Genomic DNA, 21462 nt, shown 5'->3' on the forward strand with positions numbered 1-21462 from the left:
CGCAGGACTCCTGCGGCAGCGCCGGCTCGACGTTCAGGGGAGGTGGTCGAAAGGGGGAGAGGCGGCCGAGGTGGTCACGGATTGGGCAGGCCGGCGGCGAGCTGGGAGAACGCCTCGTCGACCAGGTCGGCCAGCGCCGGATGGCCGCCTGCGGCACTCCAGCGCATCATGGCCACCCGGAAGGCGGCCATGGCCGCCGCGGTGGCCAGCTCGGGATAGCCGGTCGTGCCCGGCTCGACGCCGGCCCGGCGGGCGACGGTCTCCGTGACGACGCGTTCGGTCTCGGTGCCGCCGGCGACGAGCCGCGGGAGCAGCGACGGGTTCTGCTCGAACACCTTCAGCCGCAGCAGCCACTGCTCGCGCTGCTCCTGGACGTGCTCGGCCTCGATCCGCGACATCAGCCGCAGCGCCTCCAGCACCGGTACGTCCGCGGGCAGGGCGTCCAGCTTCTCGCGCAGCTCGGCGGCGGACGCCGGGCCGGGGCCGAGGAGCGCGTCCTCCTTGGCCGGGAAGTAGTTGAAGAACGTGCGTGAGGAGACGTCCACCGCCTCGGCGATGTCCTCCACCGTGACCCCCGCCAGGCCACGCTCGGCCACCAGTGTCAGGGCGGCGTGCTCCAGCGCCGTACGGGTCTCGAGCTTCTTGCGGTCCCTCCGGCCGAGCTCGTCAGCGCTGTCCACGATGGTCACGATGTCCAGGGTAGGGAAAAACTTTCAGAATCTGCAATGTTTCAGTATCTGAAGTGCGGCAGATCACATATGGGGGCCGCGACCCCGAGATTTTCGGCTTGCCCGATATGGGCGAGTTATTGCGCCAAGTCCGATTTGAGATTGCTGGCTTCGCTAAATGATCTATCTGTAGGGGGGCGCTCGTGGACGAACTCCGGGCGGCGAATATGAAGAGGTCCACACATGGGGTGAGAGGCTCCTGGGCGCTCTCGGCGCTTCGCGGCTGTCAGACGCCTCGGAACCCCGTTCGATCAAGCGGGATTCTCGGAAGGCCGGTGGCCGGGATCGGCCAGTGACATGATCGCCACCGGTCTTGCGGCTGGGGCTGGAGTTGCGCAACTCTTGGACGGTGCCCGAGAGCGTAGAGGCGGCGTGCGATCACTCGTACGGGACCTCCTGGATCCATCGCACGGTCGAGCAGAGCCCAGTGGTTTCGGTGTCCACCGACATGGTGCCGAAGAAGGACCGCCTGGATTGGTGGACGCACCTGTGCGCACACGAGTTCGGCCCCGTGGCGCTGTCCACCGAGCACATCGACGACTTCTGCGGCATGGCGAGCTCCGTCGACCTGGGGGGCCTGCGGGTGGCGGAGTTCGCGGTGTCGCCGATGACGGGGCGGCGCACCCCGGCCCACATTCGTCAGCACGACCCCGACGGCTACCGGCTCTTCCTGGTACACGGCAACCCGGTACGCCTGGAACAACGCCGCAACGACTCCTACCTGGAGACCGGCGACATCGCGTTGTTCGACACCTCCTACCCTTTCGCCACCGACTTCCTCAACGTCGGCCGGTCCACCCGGTTCACGTTCCTGTTCCTGCCGCGAGAGGCGCTGCCGCTGCCTCGGGACGACATGGAGCGGCTGCTGGCGAGCAAGCTTTCTGCCCGGACCGGCTCGGGGGCGATGCTGGCCCGCTATCTGACCGCGCTTCGGGAGCACGCCACCGGCTGCGATCCGGCGGAGCTGCCCCGGCTGGGCACTATCGGTGTCGATCTGGCCGCCGTGTTCCTCGCCGGCCGCCTGGGCACCGAGGGGCGGCTGCCGGTCGAAAGCCGTCAGCGGGCGCTGGTCGCGCGGATCGACGCCTTCATCGACCACCATCTCGGCGACCCCGAGCTGGGGCCGGTCGGCATCGCCGCCCACCACCATGTCTCGGTGCGGACGCTGCACGTGCTGTTCGAACGGCAGCCGGAGACCGTCAGCGCCACGATCCGGCGGCGCAGGCTGGAACGCTGCCGGGCCGACCTGGCCGACCCGCTGCTGCGGGAGCGGCCGATCGGAGAGATCGGCCTCCGTTGGGGGTTCAGGAACGCCGCGGAGTTCAGCCGGGCCTTCCGCGCCGCCTATGGGATGAGCCCGAGAGAGCATCGCCAGCAGGCGCTCGGCCAAGATGGGGAGGAGCGCTCCACCCGGTCGCGGGACGCATGAACCACCTCTTGCCGTACGCCGGGCCGTCCGCTGCTCAGCGCCTCCGGACGGCCCGCCGCCGTACGTGCCTCGCCACCGCATCCGGGGCGCCAGCACGGCGAGCAGGACAACGAGAAGCGCGGGCACCGCAGCCCTGACATGCACGTGCACGCACACCAATCCTCGATCGGGTCGCATCCGTCGGAAAGCCAGCCTGCACCGCTGGATCTGCCGCTGTCGTTAGCGAAAAGCGCAGGATGTGTTGGCAATGAGCGCAGCCGGCCACCTCATCGACCGGCAGGTCCAGACAATGTAAGGTGCTCGGCCATGATCGGTCGAGTGCTTCCCACAGCCGTGCTGGCTCTCGGTCTCGCCACCGCTCCGGCAGCAGCCCCTCCAGCGGCCGTCGCGTCGGCGTTCGAGGAGTGCAACCCCGCAGCGGGTGTGGTGAAGCTGCCCGGCGGGGAGCCCTGGGCGCAGAAACGGCTCGACATCAAGACCGCATGGCGGCTGAGCACCGGTGCCGGTGTACGGGTGGCGATCATCGACAGCGGCCTTGACATCAAACATCCGCAGCTGCGCGGGTTATCCAGCTTCATTGACTTCACCGGCACCGGATACACCGACTGCGTCGGTCACGGCACCGCCGTCACCGGGATCATCGCCGGGCGCGTCTATCCGGGCGTCGCCTTCCACGGCGTAGCCCCGCAGTCGACCGTCATCGAGCTCAAGCAGAGCAACCAGGCCGAGGGCCACGTCGCCAATCTGGCCGCGGCCATCGACAAGGCGGTTCAGCTGAGGGCCGAGGTCATCAACATCTCGATCAAGGCGGCCGACAATCCCATCCTCAAGGCGGCCGTCCGGAACGCCCTGGCCAGAGACATCGTGATCGTCGCCGCCGCGGGCAACATCACCGACAAGAACGAGGACGTGCCCGCCTATCCGGGCTCCTACGAGGGAGTACTGGCCGTCGGCTCGGCAACTCCCGACGGGCGCCGCGCCGACTCCTCCAACACGGCCACCCCCGTGGGTGTCCTGGGACCGGGCGTCGGCATCATCGCCCCGTGGCCGCGCGGCTCGTACAAGCTGGACCTTGAGGGCTCCAGCTTCAGCGCCGCCTACGTGTCCGGGACAGCGGCCCTGGTGCGCGCCAGGTTCCCGCATCTTGACCAAGAGCAGGTGCGGCGGCGTATCATCGCCACGGCCGATGGCTCCGTCGGCAAAGGCACAGGGGCGGGCATGGTCAATCCGGTGCTGGCGGTCAGTGCCGTGCTGCCCTTCGAGCCCGCGGGCCGACCGGTGGTGGCCGCGCCTGCGCCGGCGCCGATCCCTGCGGACGCGATCGCCAAGGTGCCAGCGGAGGACGTCGTGACCCGGAACATCTCGCTGGCCGTGACGGCGGGAGCGCTGACCCTCGCGGCCGTGGCCGGCGCGCTCGGGGTGGTGCTGCCACGTGGCAGGGGCCGACTCCGGCGGGCTGGCCCGCCGGTTTAGCGCCGCCGATCCGGCTGTTGAGATCACTGACTGCAGCGAGCCTGATTTGGCTCGTCATCCGGCCTTACCGCGCTTCGAAATGAAGGGACCACACATGCACCCGTTACAGCCGGGTGACCCGAAGAGGCTTGGCGACTACGTCCTGTCCGGACGGCTGCCGGAAGGACCGCGCGGGGCGGCCTTCCTCGGCAAGGAGTCGGACAACGCGCCTCTCCGGGTGATCAAATTGTTGACCGGCCTGCCGGAATCCGAGGCGATCGCGCGCTCGACCGGAGTCCGGCGGATCTCCAGTTCGTACATCACCAGGACGGTGGACACCGGCCTGCACGACGGCCATCCGTACGTCGTACGAGAGCATGTGGAGGGGCACAGCCTCGCCGAGACGGTGGCGGCCGACGGGCCGCTCGGCGCCGACGGGGTGGAACGCGTGGCCATCGGCACGCTGACCGCGCTTACCGCCGCGCATCTGGCGGGCATCACGCACCGCGGGCTGACCCCCAACAATGTGATCATGGGCGCCGACGGTCTCCGGGTGACCGACCTGGATCTCGGCGAAGCCGCCGGCGAGATCGGCTACCGCTCGCCCGAACAGCTGAAGGACGAGCCGTACAGCTCATCCGCGGATCTGTTCGCCTGGGCGGCCACGGTGGTCTTCGCGGCCACCGGGAAGGCCCCGTTCGCCCATGAGTCCGACGCGGTGCTGACCGGCGTGCCCGAGCTGGGCACCCTGGCCGAGCCTTTACGCGGTGTGGTGCTCGCGGCGTTGTCGAAGGACGCCGACCAGCGACCGACCACCTACGCCGCGATGTTGCGCCTGCTCGGTGGCCAGGGACTGGAGCCGGAGGTCACGGCAAAGCTGCCACCGGCGGGAGTCCCGGCTCCGCCACGGATGTACGACCCCCCCGCGCTGCTGCCGGCGGGCGGCGGCGAGCCGCTCGAAGGCGTGCCGGTGCAGCCCCCGCCCCCGCCGCTGCCACCGCCCGCGCAGTCGTGGGGTCCGCCGCAGCCGCCGATGCAGGAGCCGCCGCGGCCCAAGGTGTGGCAAGCACAAGTCGCGGGGACGCCTGCCCCACGCCGGAAATTCCCGGTGGGCCTGGCCGCCTCGGTCGCCGCGCTCATGGTGCTGTCAGGTGTGGGCCTCTGGGGAGCCAGCCGCTACACGGACGCCCAGCGGATCAACTCGGTCGGCGTCGCGGCCGACGGCAAGGCCACCGACGATGCCCCCGAGCCGGCCGGCGTGGGGAAGAGCGCGGTGACCAACCTCCACGACGGTACGGTTCCGCAGCTGAGCGACCCGAACGGCGACCAGCCACAGCCCGAGGTGACCGTGCCGTGGGCCACCTCTCCCAGCGCCGATCCGTACGACGTGAGCCCGCTCATCCTGCCTACGGACGAGCGGTCGAGTGTGCCGACCCCGCCTGTCTACAGCACGGTGCCGACGCCCTCCCCGCTGCCGACCCAGCCGGTTCCCACTCCGCAGGCCACGACCACAGCGCCGAAGACCCCGCAGGCGACCGCCACGCAGGCGAAGACTCCGCAGGCGACCAAGACGGTCACGGAGAAGGCGACGGAGAAGCCGACGGAGAAGAGCACCAAGACGCCGGAGCAGTCCCAGGAGCCGACCCCGACTCCCGCGAAGAGCACCGAGACCCCGCCTCCGACCCCGACTCCCGCCAAGACCACGCAGGCGCCCGCTCCCGCGCCAACGACCGAGGCGCCCGCTCCCGCGCCGGCGCCGACCAAGACCGCGGCCCCACCGCCCCCGCAGCCGGAGCCGAAGAACCCCTACACGCCGGCGCAGGTGTGCGGCTCCGGGTTTTACGTGCAGCGCTCGCAGTCGTTCAACGGCGGTGAGACCTTCCAGTTGTACAACAGTGGCACCAAGCAGAACTGCGTGGTGACAATGAAGTATGTGGGCGTGGGCAAGGAAAGCCCCGTCAGCGCGACGCTCGACGTCCAAGACGGAGGCAGCGCGACCGACAGCGGAAACTTCAAGTACTACGCCGGACCGGTCAAGCTCTCCGCGCCAGGCAAGTGCGTGAAGTTTTCCGGCAGCGTCGGTGCGGGAAGTACCGCCGCAGGCTGGGCGAACTGCAGCTGACTCAGCGCGGGACGGCCTTGCCCGGAGTCCTCCGGGCAAGGCCGTCGTCGCTGCGGGCGGTCAGTCCCGGAGGCGGCTCCGGGCATGACGCATCCGGTCCAGCCGCTCGTGCGTCTCGGCCGTGTAGGTGTCCTGCACCTCGGTCAGATCACGCTGGAAGGCGTCCAGCAGGCCGTCGCCGTCAGGTAGGAAGGCGATCAGGGCCTTGGCCTGGCGCTCGTGATCGAGCTGAGCTGCGGCGACGGCTTCGATCACCTCGCGGCTCAGATCGTGGGAGCCGAGCTTCATCGCTCTCGGGCTGATGGCCAGGTCGACGAGCCTGCTGTCGGCGTCCACACGTGCCGAGACCGCGCCGGTGGCGCTCTCGCCTGCGCCGGAAAGCCGGCGCAGGCCCTGCATGGCCTGCCCGAGCTCGCGCATCGAACGCTCGCTCGCCTGTACGAACTTGTCCAGCTCGGTGAGTCGCGTGTCGTCTGCATCCATGGCGGCCACGCCATCGACCTCCGGTTAACCGACGCCGATCGCAGGCTGTCCAGAGATCGAATTGATCATGAACCCGTCATGAGCCGGCACCCGGGACGCCGGTTCGTCCATGAAGATCCGTGCACATGAACGCGGATGCCGTCCCAGGACGCGACCTCTATGTCACCTCCACCTCGATCGGCGCCCTGAGGGGCCGGGTCGACAGCGAGCTCAAGGTGGCACTGACCTTCGTCAAAGACCTCTGTGACACGACGAGCGTGGCTTCGCCGGGCTTCGGCGTACTGGGTGAGCTGGTGATGGGTGGCACGTACGAGGACCTCCGCGAATGGGCGGAGAAGCAGATCGGCAACGCCGAGGCCGTCTGTGACGGATGGAGCGCGGCGCTGGCTCAGGCCGAGCTCAACTGGCGCGCCGCGGAAAGCGCCAGCAAGGTGCGGTACGTCTGATGAATCCCTTCGGCCCACGTGTGGTGGGGATGCTCCAGCGTCTGGGCAAGATCTCGCCCTGGACGGTGGCGGCGGCGACCATCGCGGGCACCGCCGTCGCCAACGAGCCGGGCATGGCCCAGGCGGCGTCCAACTGGAAGCACGGCATCTCCGGGCGCCTCGACGACGGGATCAAACAGCTCCTTCCGCAGCTGGTCAACACTTCGCGTGCCGGCTGGGTCGCGCTGGACCAGCAGGAGTTCGAGCGGGTCGTCTGGCTGTTCCATCGGGAGATCGGCGTACTGCGCGGGGTGCTGGGCGACGTCGGCGGCATGATGGACGAAGTCGCAGCCGGATACCGCGGCTACTGGCTCAAGATCGCCAGCCTTTGCGTGACCGCCGGGACGTTGCTGATGTTCGCCAAGCGGCTGCAGGCATCGCCGCACACCGCGCTCTGGGGCGGCCTGCTGGAGAAGTTCATCGCCTCGGGGCTCAACGGTGCGGTGGCCGTGCTCACGCTCACGCTGGTGTCCAGCATGCGCGGCGCGGGCGAGGTCATGGCGACGATCGTGAAGAAGGATCACCAGTTCAGCTATGTGGCCCCGGCCGGCCCGGGGAAGATCAATTTCGCCCAGGCCGCCATCGACGTGAACGCCTTCCCATCGTTTCAGGCGCCGGCGAGGCCGGGAGAGCTGCCTCCGGACGCCGGCCGCTTCGATTGGAAGGAACCGGACACGAAGCCCGAATGAGCGGTGACTTCCCTCACTTCGTCAGATCGGCGGCCTCGGCGATGACGCTGGAGAGCGGTGCTAGTAGGGCTGATAGCCACCGCCTTGCGCGAGGGAGGCGATGCCGGGGTGACCGGCGAGGTTGCCGTAGCGGCTGTAGGTGTAGAGGACTCCCGCGATGATGTTGTCGACCGGGTCGAGGATCTTGCCGTGGCCGGGCAGGGCGTGCGCGTTGAACGTCGGAGGGATGGTCTGCATCAGGCCCTGGGACGGCACGCCGTTCTTGGCGTTGATGTCCCAGGTGTTGACGGCGCCGGGGTCGCCGCCGGATTCGTGATAGATGATCGTCCAGATGCGCTGGACATCGTCGGCGTCGTTCGCGTCCAGATCGCTGACGTCGATGCCACGCTCGCGCATGGTGCCCGCCATCTCGGGCGACTTGATGATGGTGAGCGCCTGCTTGATCCATTCGACGACCTCGGCCTTGGGCGCGGGGGCGCCCCCTCCCGACGAGGCTCCGCCACCCGCCCCGGAGCCGTTGCCCGAGCCGCCACCCGACAGTCGCGTCTGCTCCTGAACGGGCGTCCTCGTCCAGACGACCTTCTTGTCACCCGGATCGAAGTCCGCCCCGCCGGCAAAGGGAATGCCGGTGAAGAAGCCGAATCCGGCGTTCTCTCCGGATCCACCGATCTTGACGTGGCCACCCAATATGGTCCTGGCGGCATTGACGGACTCCTCGGCCGCCTTGACATGCCCTTTGGCGAGCTCGATGTTGCCGTTCATGAGACCGGTCATGGTACCGCCGGCCCACAGCGCGGCCATCGCCTCGGCCTCGGTCTTGCCAGGGTTCTTGTCGAGGTGGTCCTGGAGGTGCGTGACCGCGCTGGTGACCGCCTGCTTGCAGAGCCCGTCGATGTCGGAACGGGCCTTCTCCAGCGCTTGGGCGGTGTTGTCGAGCGCTTCGGCGCAGGCGCGGACCGCCGTGTTGAACCCTTCGCCCGCCTTCGGGTAGAGACGCATGTGCCGGTCGAAAGCGTCCGCGGAGCCCCCCTCCCATTTCAGGTCGACGTCGTTGACGAACCTGACGAGAGCGGAGGTGGCGTCCGCGGTCTGGAACGAGCACGCCCGCCAGACCGAGGCGATGTCCCTGATGCCCTGAGGGTTTCCCGTCACCTTCAGGAGCAGGCCCGCCAGCTCCTGGCCGCCGGGTAACTCGGTGATGTCCGGTGTGCGGATGCTCATGCGCCCGAAGCCGCCGCGGCCGTGCGGAGGTTGGTCTCCACACCGTCGAGCGCCCGCTCGACGCTCTCCAGCTTGATCTGGCCGCTGTTCATCTCAACGCGGATGCCGGTCCAGGCCGCGTCCATCTTGGCGGCCAGCTCGTGTGCGCCGTCCAGCGTGCCGAACAGCGTGGCACTCGTCGGCTCGGCCGGAGCCTTCGACTTGCTGTCCTTGAGGACGTTGCCGAGATCGAACTCCTTGGACGCTGTCCGGACCCGTGTTCTGCACTCGTCGAAGGCCTGGTAGGAAACATCAACGAAGCCTGTGCCCATGCCGACGGAGCATAGTGGACATCAGTGAGATTCGTGGGACTCGTGCTCCTCCGTTTCCAGGAATGCCGTCTGAATCAGCCGGTCCCCGAGTCTTCTGTCCACGAAGAAACCCCGGCCGGGCGGGAGAGGCTGCGGCCGGACCTTGCCGAACAGCACGCCCTCCTCCCGGTTGCCCGACATGATCAGCGCCGGACTGGCCATCTCCTTGAGCCGCTGCACCGCCGGGTCGTACATGGCCCGGTTGGCGCCGCCCATCTGACGGGCGACGATCAGGTGCAATCCGATGTCACGGGCCTGCGGCAGCAGCTCGGCCAGCGGCTGCAGGAGGCTGTTGGAGGAGGTGGCCACCAGGTCGTAGTCGTCCACCACGACGTAGAGGTCGGAGCCCTTCCACCAGCTGCGCGCGCGAAGCTGCTCAGGGGTGAGGTCCGCGGGCGGGAGACGCTTGAGCAAGGCCACCCGGATCTCCTGCACCAGCTCGGCGGCTGCGGCACTCGATGCGGCATAGCCGATGCGATGGTCGGTGACCGCCGTGTCCAGCAGCGACCGGCGGTAGTCGATCACGACCATCCTGGCTTCCTTGGGCGTCTTGCGTGCGACGAGGCCCTCCATGATCAGCCTCAGCACGTTCGACTTGCCGCACCCGGTGTCGCCGAAGACGATGAAGTGCGGATCGGTTCTCAGATCGACGGCGACCGGAGAGAGCGCCGCCTCGTCGATGCCGATCGCGATCCGCTCCTTGCCGGTCTCCTCCTGGCCCGGCAGGCCGGCCGCGGGCAGCAGCGTCGGGAGCAGCCGCACAGATGGAGCGGCCGGGCCTTGCCACGCGGCGTCGACGCTCTCCACGAGGGCGCGCAACCCGTCGGCGAGGTCGTCGGCGCGGCGCAGCCCGTCGATACGGGGCAGGGCCGACAGGAAGTGCATGCCGTCCTTGGTGAGCCCGCGACCCGGCGTGCCCTCGGGCACCGCCAGCGACGCGCTCCGCCCGATCTCCGACTCGTAGGCGTCACCGAGCTTGAGCTCGATCTTGGTGCCGAACAGGTCGCGGATGCCCGGCCGGAACTCCGACCACTTGTTCGTGGTCGCCATGACGTGGATGCCGTAGCCGAGCCCGCGCGCCGCCAGGTCGGTGATCACCTGCTCCAGGTGCTCGTACTCCTGCCGGATCGTCAGCCAGCCGTCCACAACCAGGATCACATCGCCCCAGCCGTCGCCCTCGATGCCGCCTTCGGCCAGTCGCTTGCGGTAGGTCGCGATCGAGTCGATGCCCTGGTCGGCGAAGTCCCGCTCGCGCTGCTGGAGGATGGTCGAGATCTCGGCGACCGTACGCCGGACCCTGTCGGCGTTCTGCCGGTTGGCCACGCCGCCCACGTGCGGCAGCCCCTCCAGCGCCGAGAGCGTGCCGCCGCCGAAGTCCAGGCAGTAGAACTGCACCTCACGGGGGGTGTGGGTGAGTGCCATGCTGCTGATCAAAGAGCGCAGCAGGGTGCTCTTGCCGCTCTGCGTGCCGCCGGCGACGCCGACGTGCCCGGCCGCGCCGGACAGGTTCAGCCAGTACGGATCGCGGCGCTGGTCGAAGGGCCTGTCGATGATGCCGATGACGGCGTGCAGCCGCCCTCTGCCGTCCCAGTCCGGCGTGGACAGCCCCAGCTCGGGAGTCACGGACAACCGTGGCAGCAGGTGGGTCAAGGCCGGCGGCTCGCCCAGCGGCGGCAGCCAGATGCGATGTGCGGCGGGGCCGCGTCCCTGCAGCCGGCCGACCACGACGTCGAGCAGGCTGGGCTGAGGGCCGCTCTCCTCCGCCTCCGCAGGCGCCTCTTCCGCCGGCTTCTCGACGACGGGGAGCGGGGTGTAGCTCGACCCGTACTCGACGATCTCGCGCGCCGCCGGCTGCCCGTCGTCCGCCACCCGCCTGGTGTCCGGCTGGTAGGCGGCGGAGACATAAGCGGCCTTGAACCTGGTCATACCGGTGGTGTCGAACTTGAGATAGCCGTTGCCCGGCGCCGAGGGCAGCTCGTAGGCGTCGGCCACGCCCAGCACGGCCCGGCTCTCCATGGCCGAGAACGTGCGGAGGCCGATCCGGTAGGACAGATGGGTGTCGAGCCCCCGCAACCTGCCCTCGTCCAGGCGCTGGGAAGCCAGGAGCAGATGCACGCCGAGCGATCGGCCAAGGCGGCCGATCATCACGAACAGGTCGATGAACTCGGGCTTGGTGGACAGCAGCTCGCTGAACTCATCGAGCACGACGAAGAGCGTGGGCAGCGGCGACAGGTTGGCGCCCTGCTCACGGGCGCGCTCGTAGTCGCGGAGTGAGGCGTAGTTGCCCGTCGCCCGCAGGAGCTCCTGCCTGCGCACCATCTCGCCGTGCAGCGCGTCGTGCATGCGGTCCACCAGGGGAAGCTCGTCCTCCAGGTTGGTGATGACAGCGGAGACATGCGGGAGGGAGTCGAGGCCGAGAAAGGTCGCGCCACCCTTGAAGTCGACCAGGACGAAGTTGAGGATCTCCGAGGAATGGGTGACGGCCAGCCCGAGCACCAGCGTACGCAGCAGCTCCGACTTTCCGGAGCCGGTGGCTCCGATCAGCAGGCCGTGCGGGCCCATGCCGCCCTGGGCCGACTCCTTGATGTCAAGCTCGACCATGCGGCCGTCCGCACCGAGCCCGATCGGGACCCGCAGCCTGTTGCGACCGGCCCGTGGCCGCCAGGTGATCGCCGGGTCCAGCCTCCGGGGATCGCCGATGCCCAGCAGGTCGGTGAGCGTCGTGTTGATGGCCAGCATGTCCTCGCCGTCGCCGCCGCTCACAGAGGAGGCCCTGAGCGGGGACAGTTGTCTGGCCAGCCCTTCCATCCACACGAAGGCCAACTTGTCCGGCGCGCCCAGCCTCGTCTTCCGCTCCTTTCCCGCGTGGTCGATCTTCACCATGTGCAGGCCGTCCTGCTGGACGTCCAGCCGCAGCGTGTTGCTCTCCTCGACGGCGCCGGTGGAGTCGGTCAGATCAATGACGGTCACGCCCTGGATGGCGTCGCTGCCGAGCTGCGAGTCATGCGGAATGTGCCCGCCGTCCACGATCACCACGTGGTACGGCAGCGCGTCAGAGGGCGAGCCCGGCTGAAATCTGGCCCGTTCCCTGAGCTCGCCGCCGACGAGCCGATCCAACTCGCCGAGGTTGTGGGCCATCAGCCGGACGGGTCCGGCCGCGTCGAGCGCGTCTGGGTGGAGGGCGTGCGGGAGCCACTTGGCCCACTCCCAGTGGGGCATGCGCTCCTGGCCTGCGCAGACCATGATCCGCATGTCGTCGGGGGAGTGGAAGACAGTGATCTGGCCGACCAGTGCGCGCACGAGACCGCGTATCGCCGTGAGGTCGCCGGTGAGCCGGATGCGGGCGAAGGAGGCGAGGGCGACGGCCACGGGCAGCCGGGAGACCGTGGAGTGGGCGCGCATGAACCTCCGCAGCGCGCCGGCCGACAGCGCGTCCAGGTCCTCCACGGGCTTGGAGTCCGGTGGGAAGAGCTGGATGGCCAGTTTCTGCACACCGGTGCCGACCCGTATGGTGCTGAAGTCCTCGTCTCGGGGGCGGCGCTCCCATAACCGGGGTCCCATGGCGATCCACCACAGCGAGTCCGGCTCGGGGCCGCTCCACTCCAGAGCCTCGCGCTGCTGCTTGGCGGCGCGCCCGGCTTTCCTGCGGACCTGACCGAGATAGCGGAAGTAGTCGCGGCGAGCGCCGTTGAGCCGATGTTTACGCTCGCCCGCCTGACGCCCCATCTGGCTGACGGTCATGCCGACCATCGAGACTGCGAACAGGCCGCTGGCGACGTACATGATCGGGTTGGCGTTTCCCCCCGCGGTGAACATCAGCGCCATCGCCGCGGCCCCCGCCACCATGGGCAGGTAGGCGAGTACCAGCATGAAGCCCTGGCCCTGGACCTCTGGAATCTCCGGTGGAGACTCCAGCATGACTTCCCCGCGAGGTGGCTTGGGGCCGGGGCGGCGCTCCGGGCGCCGGACAACCACTTTGCTCACGCGACGTTCCTACCAGATGTGACCCGCTATGTTCTGTGCTGTCCGTGATGCTTGTGGGACGGAGTGGACCGTGGATTCGATGGTTCAGAAGCCGCCGCTGCCCGAGTCTGTGCCTGATGCGGAGTCGCCCATGCCGACGCATTCGGAGCCGATCCAGCAGGGTGCCCTTGCGCAGATACCGCTGCCCCTGCCGGTGTTGTGCCATGTCACGATCGTGGGTCCCGGCCGGAAGGCCGACCTGACGCTGCCCGCCGACATACCGCTGCCGCACGTACTGCCTGGGCTGCTGCGCGTGCTCGGCGAAGTGGGCGGTGACGCCACGTCGTCCCCGGGATGGGTGCTGCAGCGGCTCGGTGGGGCTCCGCTCGACCTGGAGCAGAGCCTCGGCACGCTTGGCGTGCTCGACGCCGAGATCCTCTATCTCCGGCCACGCGAGTCGATCCTGCCACCCGCGATCTTCGATGACGTGGCGGACGTCGTCGCCAGGGGCGTCAACGGATCGAGCACGTGGACGGCGGCGCACACCAGGTCTCTCGGTGCCGCCGGTGCGACGGGACTCCTGGTCCTCGGCGCCGTCGGTGTCGCCTTGGCCGACCTGCCCCCGCTGATCAGCACGATCGTCTTCGGAGTGCTCTCGCTGGTGCTGATCCTTGCGGGAAGCGTGCTGGCGCGTGCCATGGGCGATTCCGCCGCCGGCGCGCTGATCGGCCACGCGGCGCTGCCGCACGCCTTCCTGGCCGGGCTGTTCGCCCCGGCCGGCGAGGGCAGCCTGGCCGGCATCGGTGCTCCGCACCTGCTCGCCGCGCTCGCCTGCACGGCCCTAGGCGCCGCCGTCGCCGGGATGGCGATCTCGCACGGCATTCCCGGCTTCCTCGGTACGGCCATAGCCGCGACGTGCGGCGCGGTCGGCGCGGCCGTGGTCATGGTGACGGGAGCCATGCCGGCCGGGGTGGCGGCCGTGGCCATCGCCGCGCTGCTGGCGCTGAGCCCGCTGGTGCCGACGCTCTCATTCCGGCTGGCCCGGGTGCCGCTGCCGGCAATGCCCACCACGGCCGAAGAACTGCGCGCTGACAATCAGCGGCTAGACGCGGCGGCGATCCAGGAGCGCACCGTGATCGCTCAGCGCTACGCCACAGGTTTCATCACCGCCATTGGACTGGCCGCGCTGGCGGCTCAGGCACTGTTGGTGCTGCACGACGGCCTGGTGGCCTACATCATGGCCGTCACGCTCTCCCTGACGCTCATCATGCGCGCCCGCGTCTTCTCAGGTCTCGGCCAGCGGATCTGGCTGATCGGCTCCGGCATGGCGGGGTTTGTCATGGTGGCCTTCGCACTCAGCTTCAAGGGCGGGATCACCGGTGCGCTGGCTGTGGCGATCTGCGTGCTGTGGGTCTCCCTGCTGACGGTGGGAATCGGGATGAGCCTGGCTGCGGGAAAGCCCTCGCCGTTCTGGGGCAGGGCCGGGGACATTCTGGAACTGCTGCTGATCGTCGAGTTGTTCCCACTCGCGGTCGGCGTGTTGGAGATATACGGCTGGGTGCGCAGATTGTCTGGTTAATGCGTTGCTTGCCCTTTTGTGGGAGGAGTGGAGACTGTGCAGGAGTTCGGAGACTTCGCGAACATCGACATTGACAGGTTGCTCAAGGGGGCCGGCGAGCAGTTCGCGCTCATGGAGGAGTTTCAGAAGAAGCTGGACTCCTATGTCGGCCGGGCACAGGACGAGCACGGTCTGGTCACCGTCGAGTACGGTCAGGAAGGAGTCCGCGAGCTGGATCTGCACCCCAAGGCTCTGCGCCTCTCCTCCGGAGAGCTTGCCGACCTCATCAAGGCGGCGCTGAAGGACGCCGCCCGCGACTTCCAGCAGCAGATCCATGAGGCCATGAGCGCGACATTCGGCGACTCCGGCGACAACCCCATGAAATACCTCGACGATCCGGAAGCGGCGGGCAGGGAGATCAAAGAGGCGCAGTCCGCCTATGACCGGACATTTGATGACGTAATGGGCGAGCTCAACCGCATCCGGCTCCGGATGGAGCTGTGAGCGGTTTGGCGTAGAGCGCACGATCTATTGGCGATGCGCGCAGACCTGGCGGTACGGGCGGAGCTTTGTGATCTATGGGGCGTGTGGTGGCTAACATGCGAGCTGATGTTGTTTCGCGGCGGTAGTTCGCCCAACTCACGTTGACCGCCCGCCGTATGAGACAAGTCCATGTCCACATGGAGGGTCAAATGTCACTGTACGGAGCAAGTCCTACGCAGTTGACCAATGCCGCGGGGTACTGCCAGGACACCGCCCAGTACATCGAAGGTATGCGTCAGCGAGTTCAGGCGATCAAAGCCGACCTGACCACCCAGGGCTGGAGGGGCGGCGCAGCCCAGAAGTTCAGCGGCGCGCTCGACCAATGGGACGTCGAGTTCAGGGCCGTGATCAAGATCCTCGAAGACATCCATGACCGGCTCAACATCGGCGCCGGCGTCTACAGGAACGCCGCCGACCAGAACATGGACCTGTCCGGGTCACTGGTCAGGGATGGCGCCGCGGGCCGGATCGACTCAGTGATCAACAGCAACTAGCGGACCGACACAACGGAGATCGCAGTGACCGTTCCCGATGATCACACATTCGTCAAGTTCGGCAGCATGGAGCAGGCCTACGAGGAGCTGAAGAAGGTCGTGACCGAGCTCGACAGAGCCACGGACGATCTGTTCGCCGACATCAAGAAGGAGCTCGGGGCCAGTTGGGAGGGCGAGGCCGAGCAGTTCTTCAACACGAAGAAGGACCAGTGGGACGCCCACGAGCAGGCGATGGGCCGGCAACTGTTCCAGGCGGCCAGCGCCGTCAACATCGCCAAGGGAAACTACGAGGCTGCTGAGCGGCGCAACATCGCCATCTGGACGGACTGACCGCAACCGTCCACGCCTTCCTCCCCCGGTCACCGCGGCGGCGCGGTGACCGAGATCTCGCCTCTGCAGGAGTGAGTGATGGGCAAGCCGGATCGTGATTCGCCGATCGATCCACACGTGGCCGCCAAATTCGAGAGTGACGGGAGGGTCCACGAACCCTCCACGATGCGATCGATCGCCGCAGTTCTGTCGAAGCACATCGAGGCCGTGGAGAAGCCGGGCTTCAGCGGGTCCGCCATGACCGAGATCCAGCTCGAGGCCGCTCAGTTCGGGGAGTGGACAGATGCCAAGATCTTCGGCGCGACCGCAGGCAGGGACAGCGCGGGACAGAAGCTCGGGCAGATCCACTCGGAGTTCGTCAAGGCCTACAAGGATGTCATCGCGGCCATTGAGGCGAGCGCGGCCAACCACACCGAGGCGGATACGCGAAACGAGGGCGCCTGACCGTGGCTGACAGCGGCTCACAAGCCAAGACGGTTTACATCTGGGGTGATGCGGTTCCCACCGGTGAGACGGAGCCCCATCCGAAGGCGGAGATCCGGCGCCTGCTGGGGACGTCACAGCAGGAGCTGATCAAAAAGGGGGGATCGGCCTACACCAGCGCGGCTGAGGCGATCATCAACGCGGTCGTCGGAATCGAGGACCACGCCGGCAAGATCCTCACCATTTGGCGGGGTCCGGATGCCGACAAGGCGCGCATCGCGCTGGAGCTCGTGTGCACGACCGGCAACCAGCTGGCGTGGACACTCGCGGAAATGGGCCGGAGCCTGGAGACCTACGCGGGTTACATCCCCACGGCCATCGCCGAGGTCGATGGCAGCACGGCGGACCAGCATGAGGTGGACGCGAAAGTTCCTGAGGTCATGCTGGCCCGAAACAGGATGCTGACGCTGGACCTCCTCGGGGATCCCCGTGTGATCGCCGCAACCTGGATCGAGAACGCCAAGGCCCAGGAGGCGCTGAAGAGACTCAACGAGAAGATCCGCTCTCTGCTCATCTCCTCGGTGCCCATCAACATCAACTATGAGCTGCCGGCCGTGGCGATCCCGCCCACGCCCGGCGCCTCGATCAGCGTCGAATATCGGAGCGGGGCCGGGACTCAGGGTGCCGGCACCGCCGTCCACGACGGAGGCAGCGGTGCAGACGACGCGAGCGTGAGCGGTGCGGGCACCGGGAGCGGGGGCTCCACGGGTGGCGCGGTGAACCCTCGGCAGGATGACGGCGGTCCGGGCGGCAAAGAGGGTGCCGGCCCCGGGACGCAACCGGATGATCAGCCCGGCCAGGATCAGTCCGCCGGCCAGGACCTGCTGGGTGCCGAGGAACAGGCGCGTGATGAGAGCCAGGGAAGTGGGGACGGATCCGGCGAACCGGCTGGTTCTCCAGGTGCCGGCACCGGAGCGGACACAGAGGACGCTACCGCTCCGCCGGTGATCGGTGCCGAGGACAAGACCGCTCTAGGCGATGCCACGCCGGGGGCCGACCCCACCAAGACCGAGACCTCTTCCTACCAGCCCACTACGGCCGTCACGCCGGCCACGATCGGCACTCCTCCGGTCAGTACGGTGACCCCCACCGCGACTCTGCCCCCGGCCGCCACGGGTCCGGGCGTCCCGTCGGTGATCGGTTCCCCGAGCACCGCGTACACGTCTGGCGCGGGAGTCGCGGCGATGCGCGGCGGCAGCGCGGCAGCCACGTCCGGCGTGCCGTTCATGCCGATGATGGGAGGCGGCGGCCCGATGGGGGATGAGGGCGGTGACATGGAGCGCGGCACCTACCTGTCGGAGGACGGGTCGGCCTGGAGCAGCAGCCGTGACGTGACGGATCCGGTGATCGGATGAGCGGCCAGCAGGAGACGGGCCAGCAGCAGACCGGCCAGCAGCAGACCGGCCAGCAGCCGTCCACCGTCAATGGCGGCTTACCGGTGACGACTCAGCTGTCGCCGCCCTCATCGGGCATCTCCTTCAAGCCGGGCGTGCTCGACGCGGCCAGTAACAAGATTGACAGCCAGGCGGCGCTGCTCGCCTTCCTGCGCACCAGGTCCGGTGACATGGGTGTCCCGTTCCCCGGCTTCGGCGTGATCGGCCTCGGCATCGCCAAAGCCCATGACAGGGCGATCGAGCGTCAGTCCTTCGCGCTGGATCGGGGCAAGAAGGCGCTGGAGAGCTGGAAGGTCGCGCTGAAGAAGGCCGACGCGAACTACCGGACGGCCGAGGAGACGAGCGGCGAGAAATTCGAGATGGAGAGGGTCATCAACGCGGTGGACGGGGGTGGGATCGACACCTCGGGCCTCGACGGGGAGCTCCCGACCGGTGATCTGCCCGGCGCCGACCTCCCTGGTACCGACCTTTCAGGCACTGACCTTCCCGGTACTGACCTTCCAGGCAGCGATCTTCCTGGTGCCGACCTTCCTGGCGCTGATCTCCCCGGCACCGGACCGCCAGGCAGCAACCTTGACGGGACAGACTCGCCGAAGACGGACCTGCCCGGTACGGATCTCGCGAATACCAACCTGTCCGGCGCCGATGACCCGAACATGAAGGTCCCCGACATCGATGCCGCGCTCAACCCGCCGCAGGACAAGACCGGTCTTTCCTCCTTCGACCCCAGCAAACAGCTCAACGGGCTGCCGAACCCTGACTTGCTCAACGCGGGAACCCGCTCGGGTACCACTCTGGGCTCGCCATCGGGCAGTGGCGTGGGTGGAGTGGGCTCACCCAGCGCCAGCGGACTGCGGCCCGCGCCGGCAACCCCCAGCGGCATGGGCAGCGGAACGCCGATGATGCCGATGATGCCCATGACCGGCGCAGGCAGCGGCCACGACGAACGCGACCGGGAGGAAGGCTCGCTGTTGTCGGAGGACGAAGGTGTGTGGGGTGACGACGAGGACATCGCTCCCGAGGTCATCGGTAAGGAGAAGTAGATGGACTTCACGGAGGGCAAGGGCCTGTACATGACGGCGTTCACGACCGCGTCCGCTGCCGCGCTCGTGATCAGACGACCGTGGGCCAACTACGTGATCCTGACGATCGGCATCATGATCTCCGATCCGGGTCGGATGAGCAGTTCGGCTGACACCTGGCGCACCATAGACAGGGGCGGGATGACCTCTGAGCTGGACGCGCTCGGGAATGAGCTCACCACTTTGAAGACCACGCTCGCGGACCAGTGGGAAGGCGCGGCCTTCGAGAAGTTCACCGAGGCCTACAACGAATTCACCAAGTCGCTCGACACGCTCAAATCAACGCGGAACAACGCCGGTGAGGCGATTGATCAGAGCGCGAAGCTGTATTATTGGGGGGCGCGAATATGCGGTCTCATCGCCGGATTAATGGCGGCCTACGCCACTCTGCTGGTGGCCTTTCGGTTCAGCGCCCCTTTCGTCTCCCAGGTGGTCGATTTCAAGCTCGGCAAGATCGCGGTTGAAGCCACGAGAAAAGTGGCGCTCAAGCACGGTATCGCGCTCGGCGTTCTTGCCGGCCTGATGTATACGGCCATCACGCAATCCGAGGCGAGTGGTAAGGCTTTCCCTATGATGCAGGCGATACCGACCGAGATCAGCGCGCTGAAATCCGGTGCCATGCCGGAGTTCACCAATGTCGGGGTCGACTACGACATTCCGTCCGGCCAGCTCCTCCCCTCTCAGTCGGATTTGACGGGCGGCCTCGGCTAGAGCTCGGCGGGCAGGCTCACCCGCCGGTGAGGCGGTTGGCGGAGACCTCCGTGACGGGCAGCCGTGCGGCGGCGGGGTCCAGGAGCGGGCCCTCGGGAATCAGGCGCAGCAGATGCGCGGGCAACGGTGTGACCTGGGCGGCGTCATAGCCCAACTGGCCCACGACGTCGGCGGAGGCCAGCCGGAACCGCCTGCCCTGGTCGGTGATGAGTGAGTACTCGTTGATCGCGGCCACCTGCCCGGCTCCGGGCAGATGGCCGGCCAGGGCCGCACTGCCCGGGGGCAGCAGTACCTGGTCCACCAGGTCGGGCCCACCGCTGTTCGGCGGCTTCGGGATGGTCAGCTTCGCTCCGGTGGTCAGCTGTGCCCGGACCGAGCCGGTGATCGTGTCGGCGTACACCGCGCACAGGGGCGCGGACGTCTCCGGCGTGCGGAAGCGTGGCATGGTGAGCGGCAGCCCGCCGCCCAGGATCGGCTGAGCCGAGGCTTCGGCGGCGTTGACCATGGCCGCGTCGACGGCGAGCCGGCGCACGCGGCCCTTGCCATAAGCGATCTTGCTTTCTGGATCCTGCAGCAGGAGCATCGCCTGTGTCTGGCTGATGGGCGCGAGACCGTCGGCGAGCAGCACGTACCAGCGTTCGGGCTCGCCCGCGATGGGGGCCAGCGTGAAGACCTGCCCCACTCGCGCGGAGGAGCCGCCGGGGCCCGCCACCCGCTTGCCCTGCTGCGCGATCTTCGGCGCGACGAAGTCTGGCCCGGTGGGGATGGCGTTCACCCAGGACAGCGGCACCTTGCGCGGCGTCTGGTCGGTGAGCCGGCGGACGTTCTGGACGCGCATGCGAGAGTTGTTCCACAGCACCCAGTTCTGCTGCCCGTCGTCGACGACCAGTGCGTCACCGCCCACCGGCGTGCCACCGATGTCGAGTCCGCCCAGCAGCGTGACGTATGACTGGTGTACGCCTGTCGCGTCCGTCTGCTCGGTCACGCAGACCGTCCACGGCGATTTGACCATCTTCTCCGGCTTGGGCAGCGAGTCCGGCGCGCCTGAGATGCCGATCTTCTGCCCCCTGGCGAAGCCGGCCAGCGATTCGGCCGACACCGTACGGACCTTGATCTCCTGGCTGTCCAGCAGCAGCCTGGCGGAGACGTAGTTCGCCACCGGTTGCAGCTTGCCGTCTCCCTGGTTGTAGATGTAGGAGGCGCCGGTCTCTTCCTCGACGAGCAACTGGCCCGCCTCTTTGAGCTTGGTGGCTCCTCCGGGGCTGAGCATGCCCCAGATCCCGAACCCGGCCGTGATCAGCACCACGAGCAGGATGCCCGCGAACGTTGCCACGTTGTATCGCCGCATCGGCGACTCGGGTAAGTCGGGCTCGCCCTGGAGCAGTGCCAAGCCCAGGCGCTGGGTCATCAGCTTGTGCGCCTGGTAGAGATCCTTGCGGGTCTGCATAGTGCCCAATGTTATCCATGTTTCCCAGGTAATTTGTCGTGGATAAATGTCCAATATCTGTACGGCAAAGCACGACCCAAGTACGCTCGTGATCAACTGGATGTGGAGGGTGTCATGGCATCGACAGAAAATGGCTGGCGTCTGGAGCAGAGCTGGCCCGGTCTGGTGGCCGACAGGGACGGCGTCGAATACAGTCCTGTCGAACTCGGCAACGTCGCCAACATTCTGCAGGGCTGGCTGCGCGAAGTTAATGGCAGCGCTCTCGGGTGCTATCCCGATGTAGAGCGGCAAGGCTGGACGTTGGACATGTTCGCCCAGCAACTCGAGCAGGTTAAGAACTGGGAGGGCGGCAGAAGCTTCGCCAGGGCGCTGAGGCAGAGCCACGAGGAGTTGGCCAAAGTCTACAAAGAGGTCAACGACACGCTCTCGATCGCGGTTCTGCTGATCGACGCGGGCGCGGGCAACTACACGCGTGCGAACACGGTGAACGAGAGCTAG

Annotated in this window: 20 protein-coding genes; 14 read left to right on the forward strand and 6 right to left on the reverse strand. The window is 67.9% G+C overall.

What is annotated here, in order from left to right:
• Window positions 1-74 precede the first annotated feature (74 nt).
• Window positions 75-689: an acyl-CoA-like ligand-binding transcription factor gene (locus ETD85_RS12165; RefSeq protein WP_240779101.1), complete on the reverse strand. Its 615-nt coding sequence runs from the start codon at window positions 687-689 to the stop codon at window positions 75-77.
• Window positions 690-1164: 475 nt separating this feature from the next.
• On the opposite strand from ETD85_RS12165, the gene ETD85_RS12170 reads away from it, so the two are divergent.
• The 3 genes from ETD85_RS12170 (at window position 1165) to ETD85_RS12180 (ending at window position 5731) form a co-directional block, all read left to right on the forward strand.
• The gene (locus tag ETD85_RS12170) at window positions 1165-2157 is read left to right on the forward strand and encodes an AraC-like ligand-binding domain-containing protein (protein ID WP_138689771.1); all 993 of its coding nucleotides are present in this window, start codon (window positions 1165-1167) and stop codon (window positions 2155-2157) included.
• Between the two features lie 426 nt (window positions 2158-2583).
• Window positions 2584-3630 carry a S8 family serine peptidase gene (locus ETD85_RS12175; RefSeq protein WP_170246638.1) on the forward strand — a complete coding sequence of 349 codons (1047 nt, stop codon included), beginning with the start codon at window positions 2584-2586 and terminating at the stop codon, window positions 3628-3630.
• A 94-nt stretch (window positions 3631-3724) separates the two neighbouring features.
• Window positions 3725-5731 carry a protein kinase domain-containing protein gene (locus ETD85_RS12180; protein WP_170246639.1) on the forward strand — a complete coding sequence of 669 codons (2007 nt, stop codon included), beginning with the start codon at window positions 3725-3727 and terminating at the stop codon, window positions 5729-5731.
• Window positions 5732-5791: 60 nt separating this feature from the next.
• Here the strand turns inward: ETD85_RS12180 and ETD85_RS12185 are convergent, their stop codons facing one another.
• Window positions 5792-6214, reverse strand: coding sequence for a YbaB/EbfC family nucleoid-associated protein (locus ETD85_RS12185; protein WP_138689774.1), 423 nt, complete (start codon window positions 6212-6214; stop codon window positions 5792-5794).
• Window positions 6215-6339: 125 nt separating this feature from the next.
• Between ETD85_RS12185 and ETD85_RS12190 the strand changes: the two genes are divergently transcribed.
• Window positions 6340-6660 carry a hypothetical protein gene (locus ETD85_RS12190; RefSeq protein ID WP_138689775.1) on the forward strand — a complete coding sequence of 107 codons (321 nt, stop codon included), beginning with the start codon at window positions 6340-6342 and terminating at the stop codon, window positions 6658-6660.
• Window positions 6660-7388: a hypothetical protein gene (locus ETD85_RS12195; RefSeq protein WP_138689776.1), complete on the forward strand. Its 729-nt coding sequence runs from the start codon at window positions 6660-6662 to the stop codon at window positions 7386-7388. The genes ETD85_RS12190 and ETD85_RS12195 overlap by 1 nt, the downstream gene beginning before the upstream one ends.
• 60 nt (window positions 7389-7448) lie before the next feature.
• On the opposite strand, the gene ETD85_RS12200 is transcribed toward ETD85_RS12195, so the two are convergent.
• Genes ETD85_RS12200 through eccCa form a run of 3 tightly spaced genes read right to left on the reverse strand, consistent with a single transcriptional unit; the run spans window position 7449 to window position 12877 of the window.
• Entirely contained in the window at window positions 7449-8609 is a 1161-nt protein-coding gene (locus ETD85_RS12200) for a transglycosylase SLT domain-containing protein (RefSeq protein WP_206058264.1), read from the reverse strand.
• Complete coding sequence (locus ETD85_RS12205; protein ID WP_138689777.1) at window positions 8606-8920, reverse strand: hypothetical protein; 315 nt, start codon at window positions 8918-8920, stop codon at window positions 8606-8608. The genes ETD85_RS12200 and ETD85_RS12205 overlap by 4 nt, the downstream gene beginning before the upstream one ends.
• Window positions 8921-8941: 21 nt before the next feature.
• Complete coding sequence (gene eccCa / locus ETD85_RS12210; RefSeq protein ID WP_240779102.1) at window positions 8942-12877, reverse strand: type VII secretion protein EccCa; 3936 nt, start codon at window positions 12875-12877, stop codon at window positions 8942-8944.
• A 145-nt stretch (window positions 12878-13022) separates the two neighbouring features.
• On the opposite strand from eccCa, the gene eccD reads away from it, so the two are divergent.
• The 8 genes from eccD (at window position 13023) to ETD85_RS12250 (ending at window position 19517) form a co-directional block, all read left to right on the forward strand.
• The gene (gene eccD, locus ETD85_RS12215; RefSeq protein WP_240779103.1) at window positions 13023-14501 is read left to right on the forward strand and encodes a type VII secretion integral membrane protein EccD; all 1479 of its coding nucleotides are present in this window, start codon (window positions 13023-13025) and stop codon (window positions 14499-14501) included.
• 36 nt (window positions 14502-14537) lie between these two features.
• Window positions 14538-14984, forward strand: coding sequence for a YbaB/EbfC family nucleoid-associated protein (locus ETD85_RS12220; protein ID WP_138689779.1), 447 nt, complete (start codon window positions 14538-14540; stop codon window positions 14982-14984).
• A 188-nt stretch (window positions 14985-15172) separates the two neighbouring features.
• Entirely contained in the window at window positions 15173-15517 is a 345-nt protein-coding gene (locus ETD85_RS12225; protein ID WP_170246640.1) for a WXG100 family type VII secretion target, read from the forward strand.
• Window positions 15518-15541: 24 nt separating this feature from the next.
• Window positions 15542-15847 (forward strand): WXG100 family type VII secretion target, encoded by a 306-nt coding sequence (locus tag ETD85_RS12230; RefSeq protein ID WP_138689781.1) that lies wholly within the window; start codon window positions 15542-15544, stop codon window positions 15845-15847.
• A 78-nt stretch (window positions 15848-15925) separates the two neighbouring features.
• Window positions 15926-16291, forward strand: coding sequence for a hypothetical protein (locus ETD85_RS12235; protein WP_138689782.1), 366 nt, complete (start codon window positions 15926-15928; stop codon window positions 16289-16291).
• 2 nt (window positions 16292-16293) lie between these two features.
• On the forward strand, window positions 16294-17685 hold the full coding sequence (locus ETD85_RS12240; protein WP_138689783.1) for a hypothetical protein: 1392 nt from the start codon (window positions 16294-16296) through the stop codon (window positions 17683-17685).
• Window positions 17682-18767 (forward strand): pentapeptide repeat-containing protein, encoded by a 1086-nt coding sequence (locus tag ETD85_RS12245; protein WP_138689784.1) that lies wholly within the window; start codon window positions 17682-17684, stop codon window positions 18765-18767. Before ETD85_RS12240 ends, ETD85_RS12245 begins: the two co-directional genes overlap by 4 nt.
• Window positions 18768-19517, forward strand: coding sequence for a WXG100 family type VII secretion target (locus tag ETD85_RS12250; RefSeq protein WP_138689785.1), 750 nt, complete (start codon window positions 18768-18770; stop codon window positions 19515-19517).
• 16 nt (window positions 19518-19533) lie between these two features.
• Here ETD85_RS12250 and eccB read toward each other — a convergent pair whose 3' ends face one another.
• Window positions 19534-20964: a type VII secretion protein EccB gene (eccB, locus tag ETD85_RS12255; protein ID WP_138689786.1), complete on the reverse strand. Its 1431-nt coding sequence runs from the start codon at window positions 20962-20964 to the stop codon at window positions 19534-19536.
• A 114-nt stretch (window positions 20965-21078) separates the two neighbouring features.
• On the opposite strand from eccB, the gene ETD85_RS12260 reads away from it, so the two are divergent.
• On the forward strand, window positions 21079-21462 hold the full coding sequence (locus ETD85_RS12260; protein ID WP_138689787.1) for a hypothetical protein: 384 nt from the start codon (window positions 21079-21081) through the stop codon (window positions 21460-21462).

The sequence above is a fragment of the Nonomuraea zeae genome (assembly GCF_005889725.1).
In the GTDB taxonomy this organism is placed as follows: Bacteria; Actinomycetota; Actinomycetes; order Streptosporangiales; family Streptosporangiaceae; genus Nonomuraea; species Nonomuraea zeae.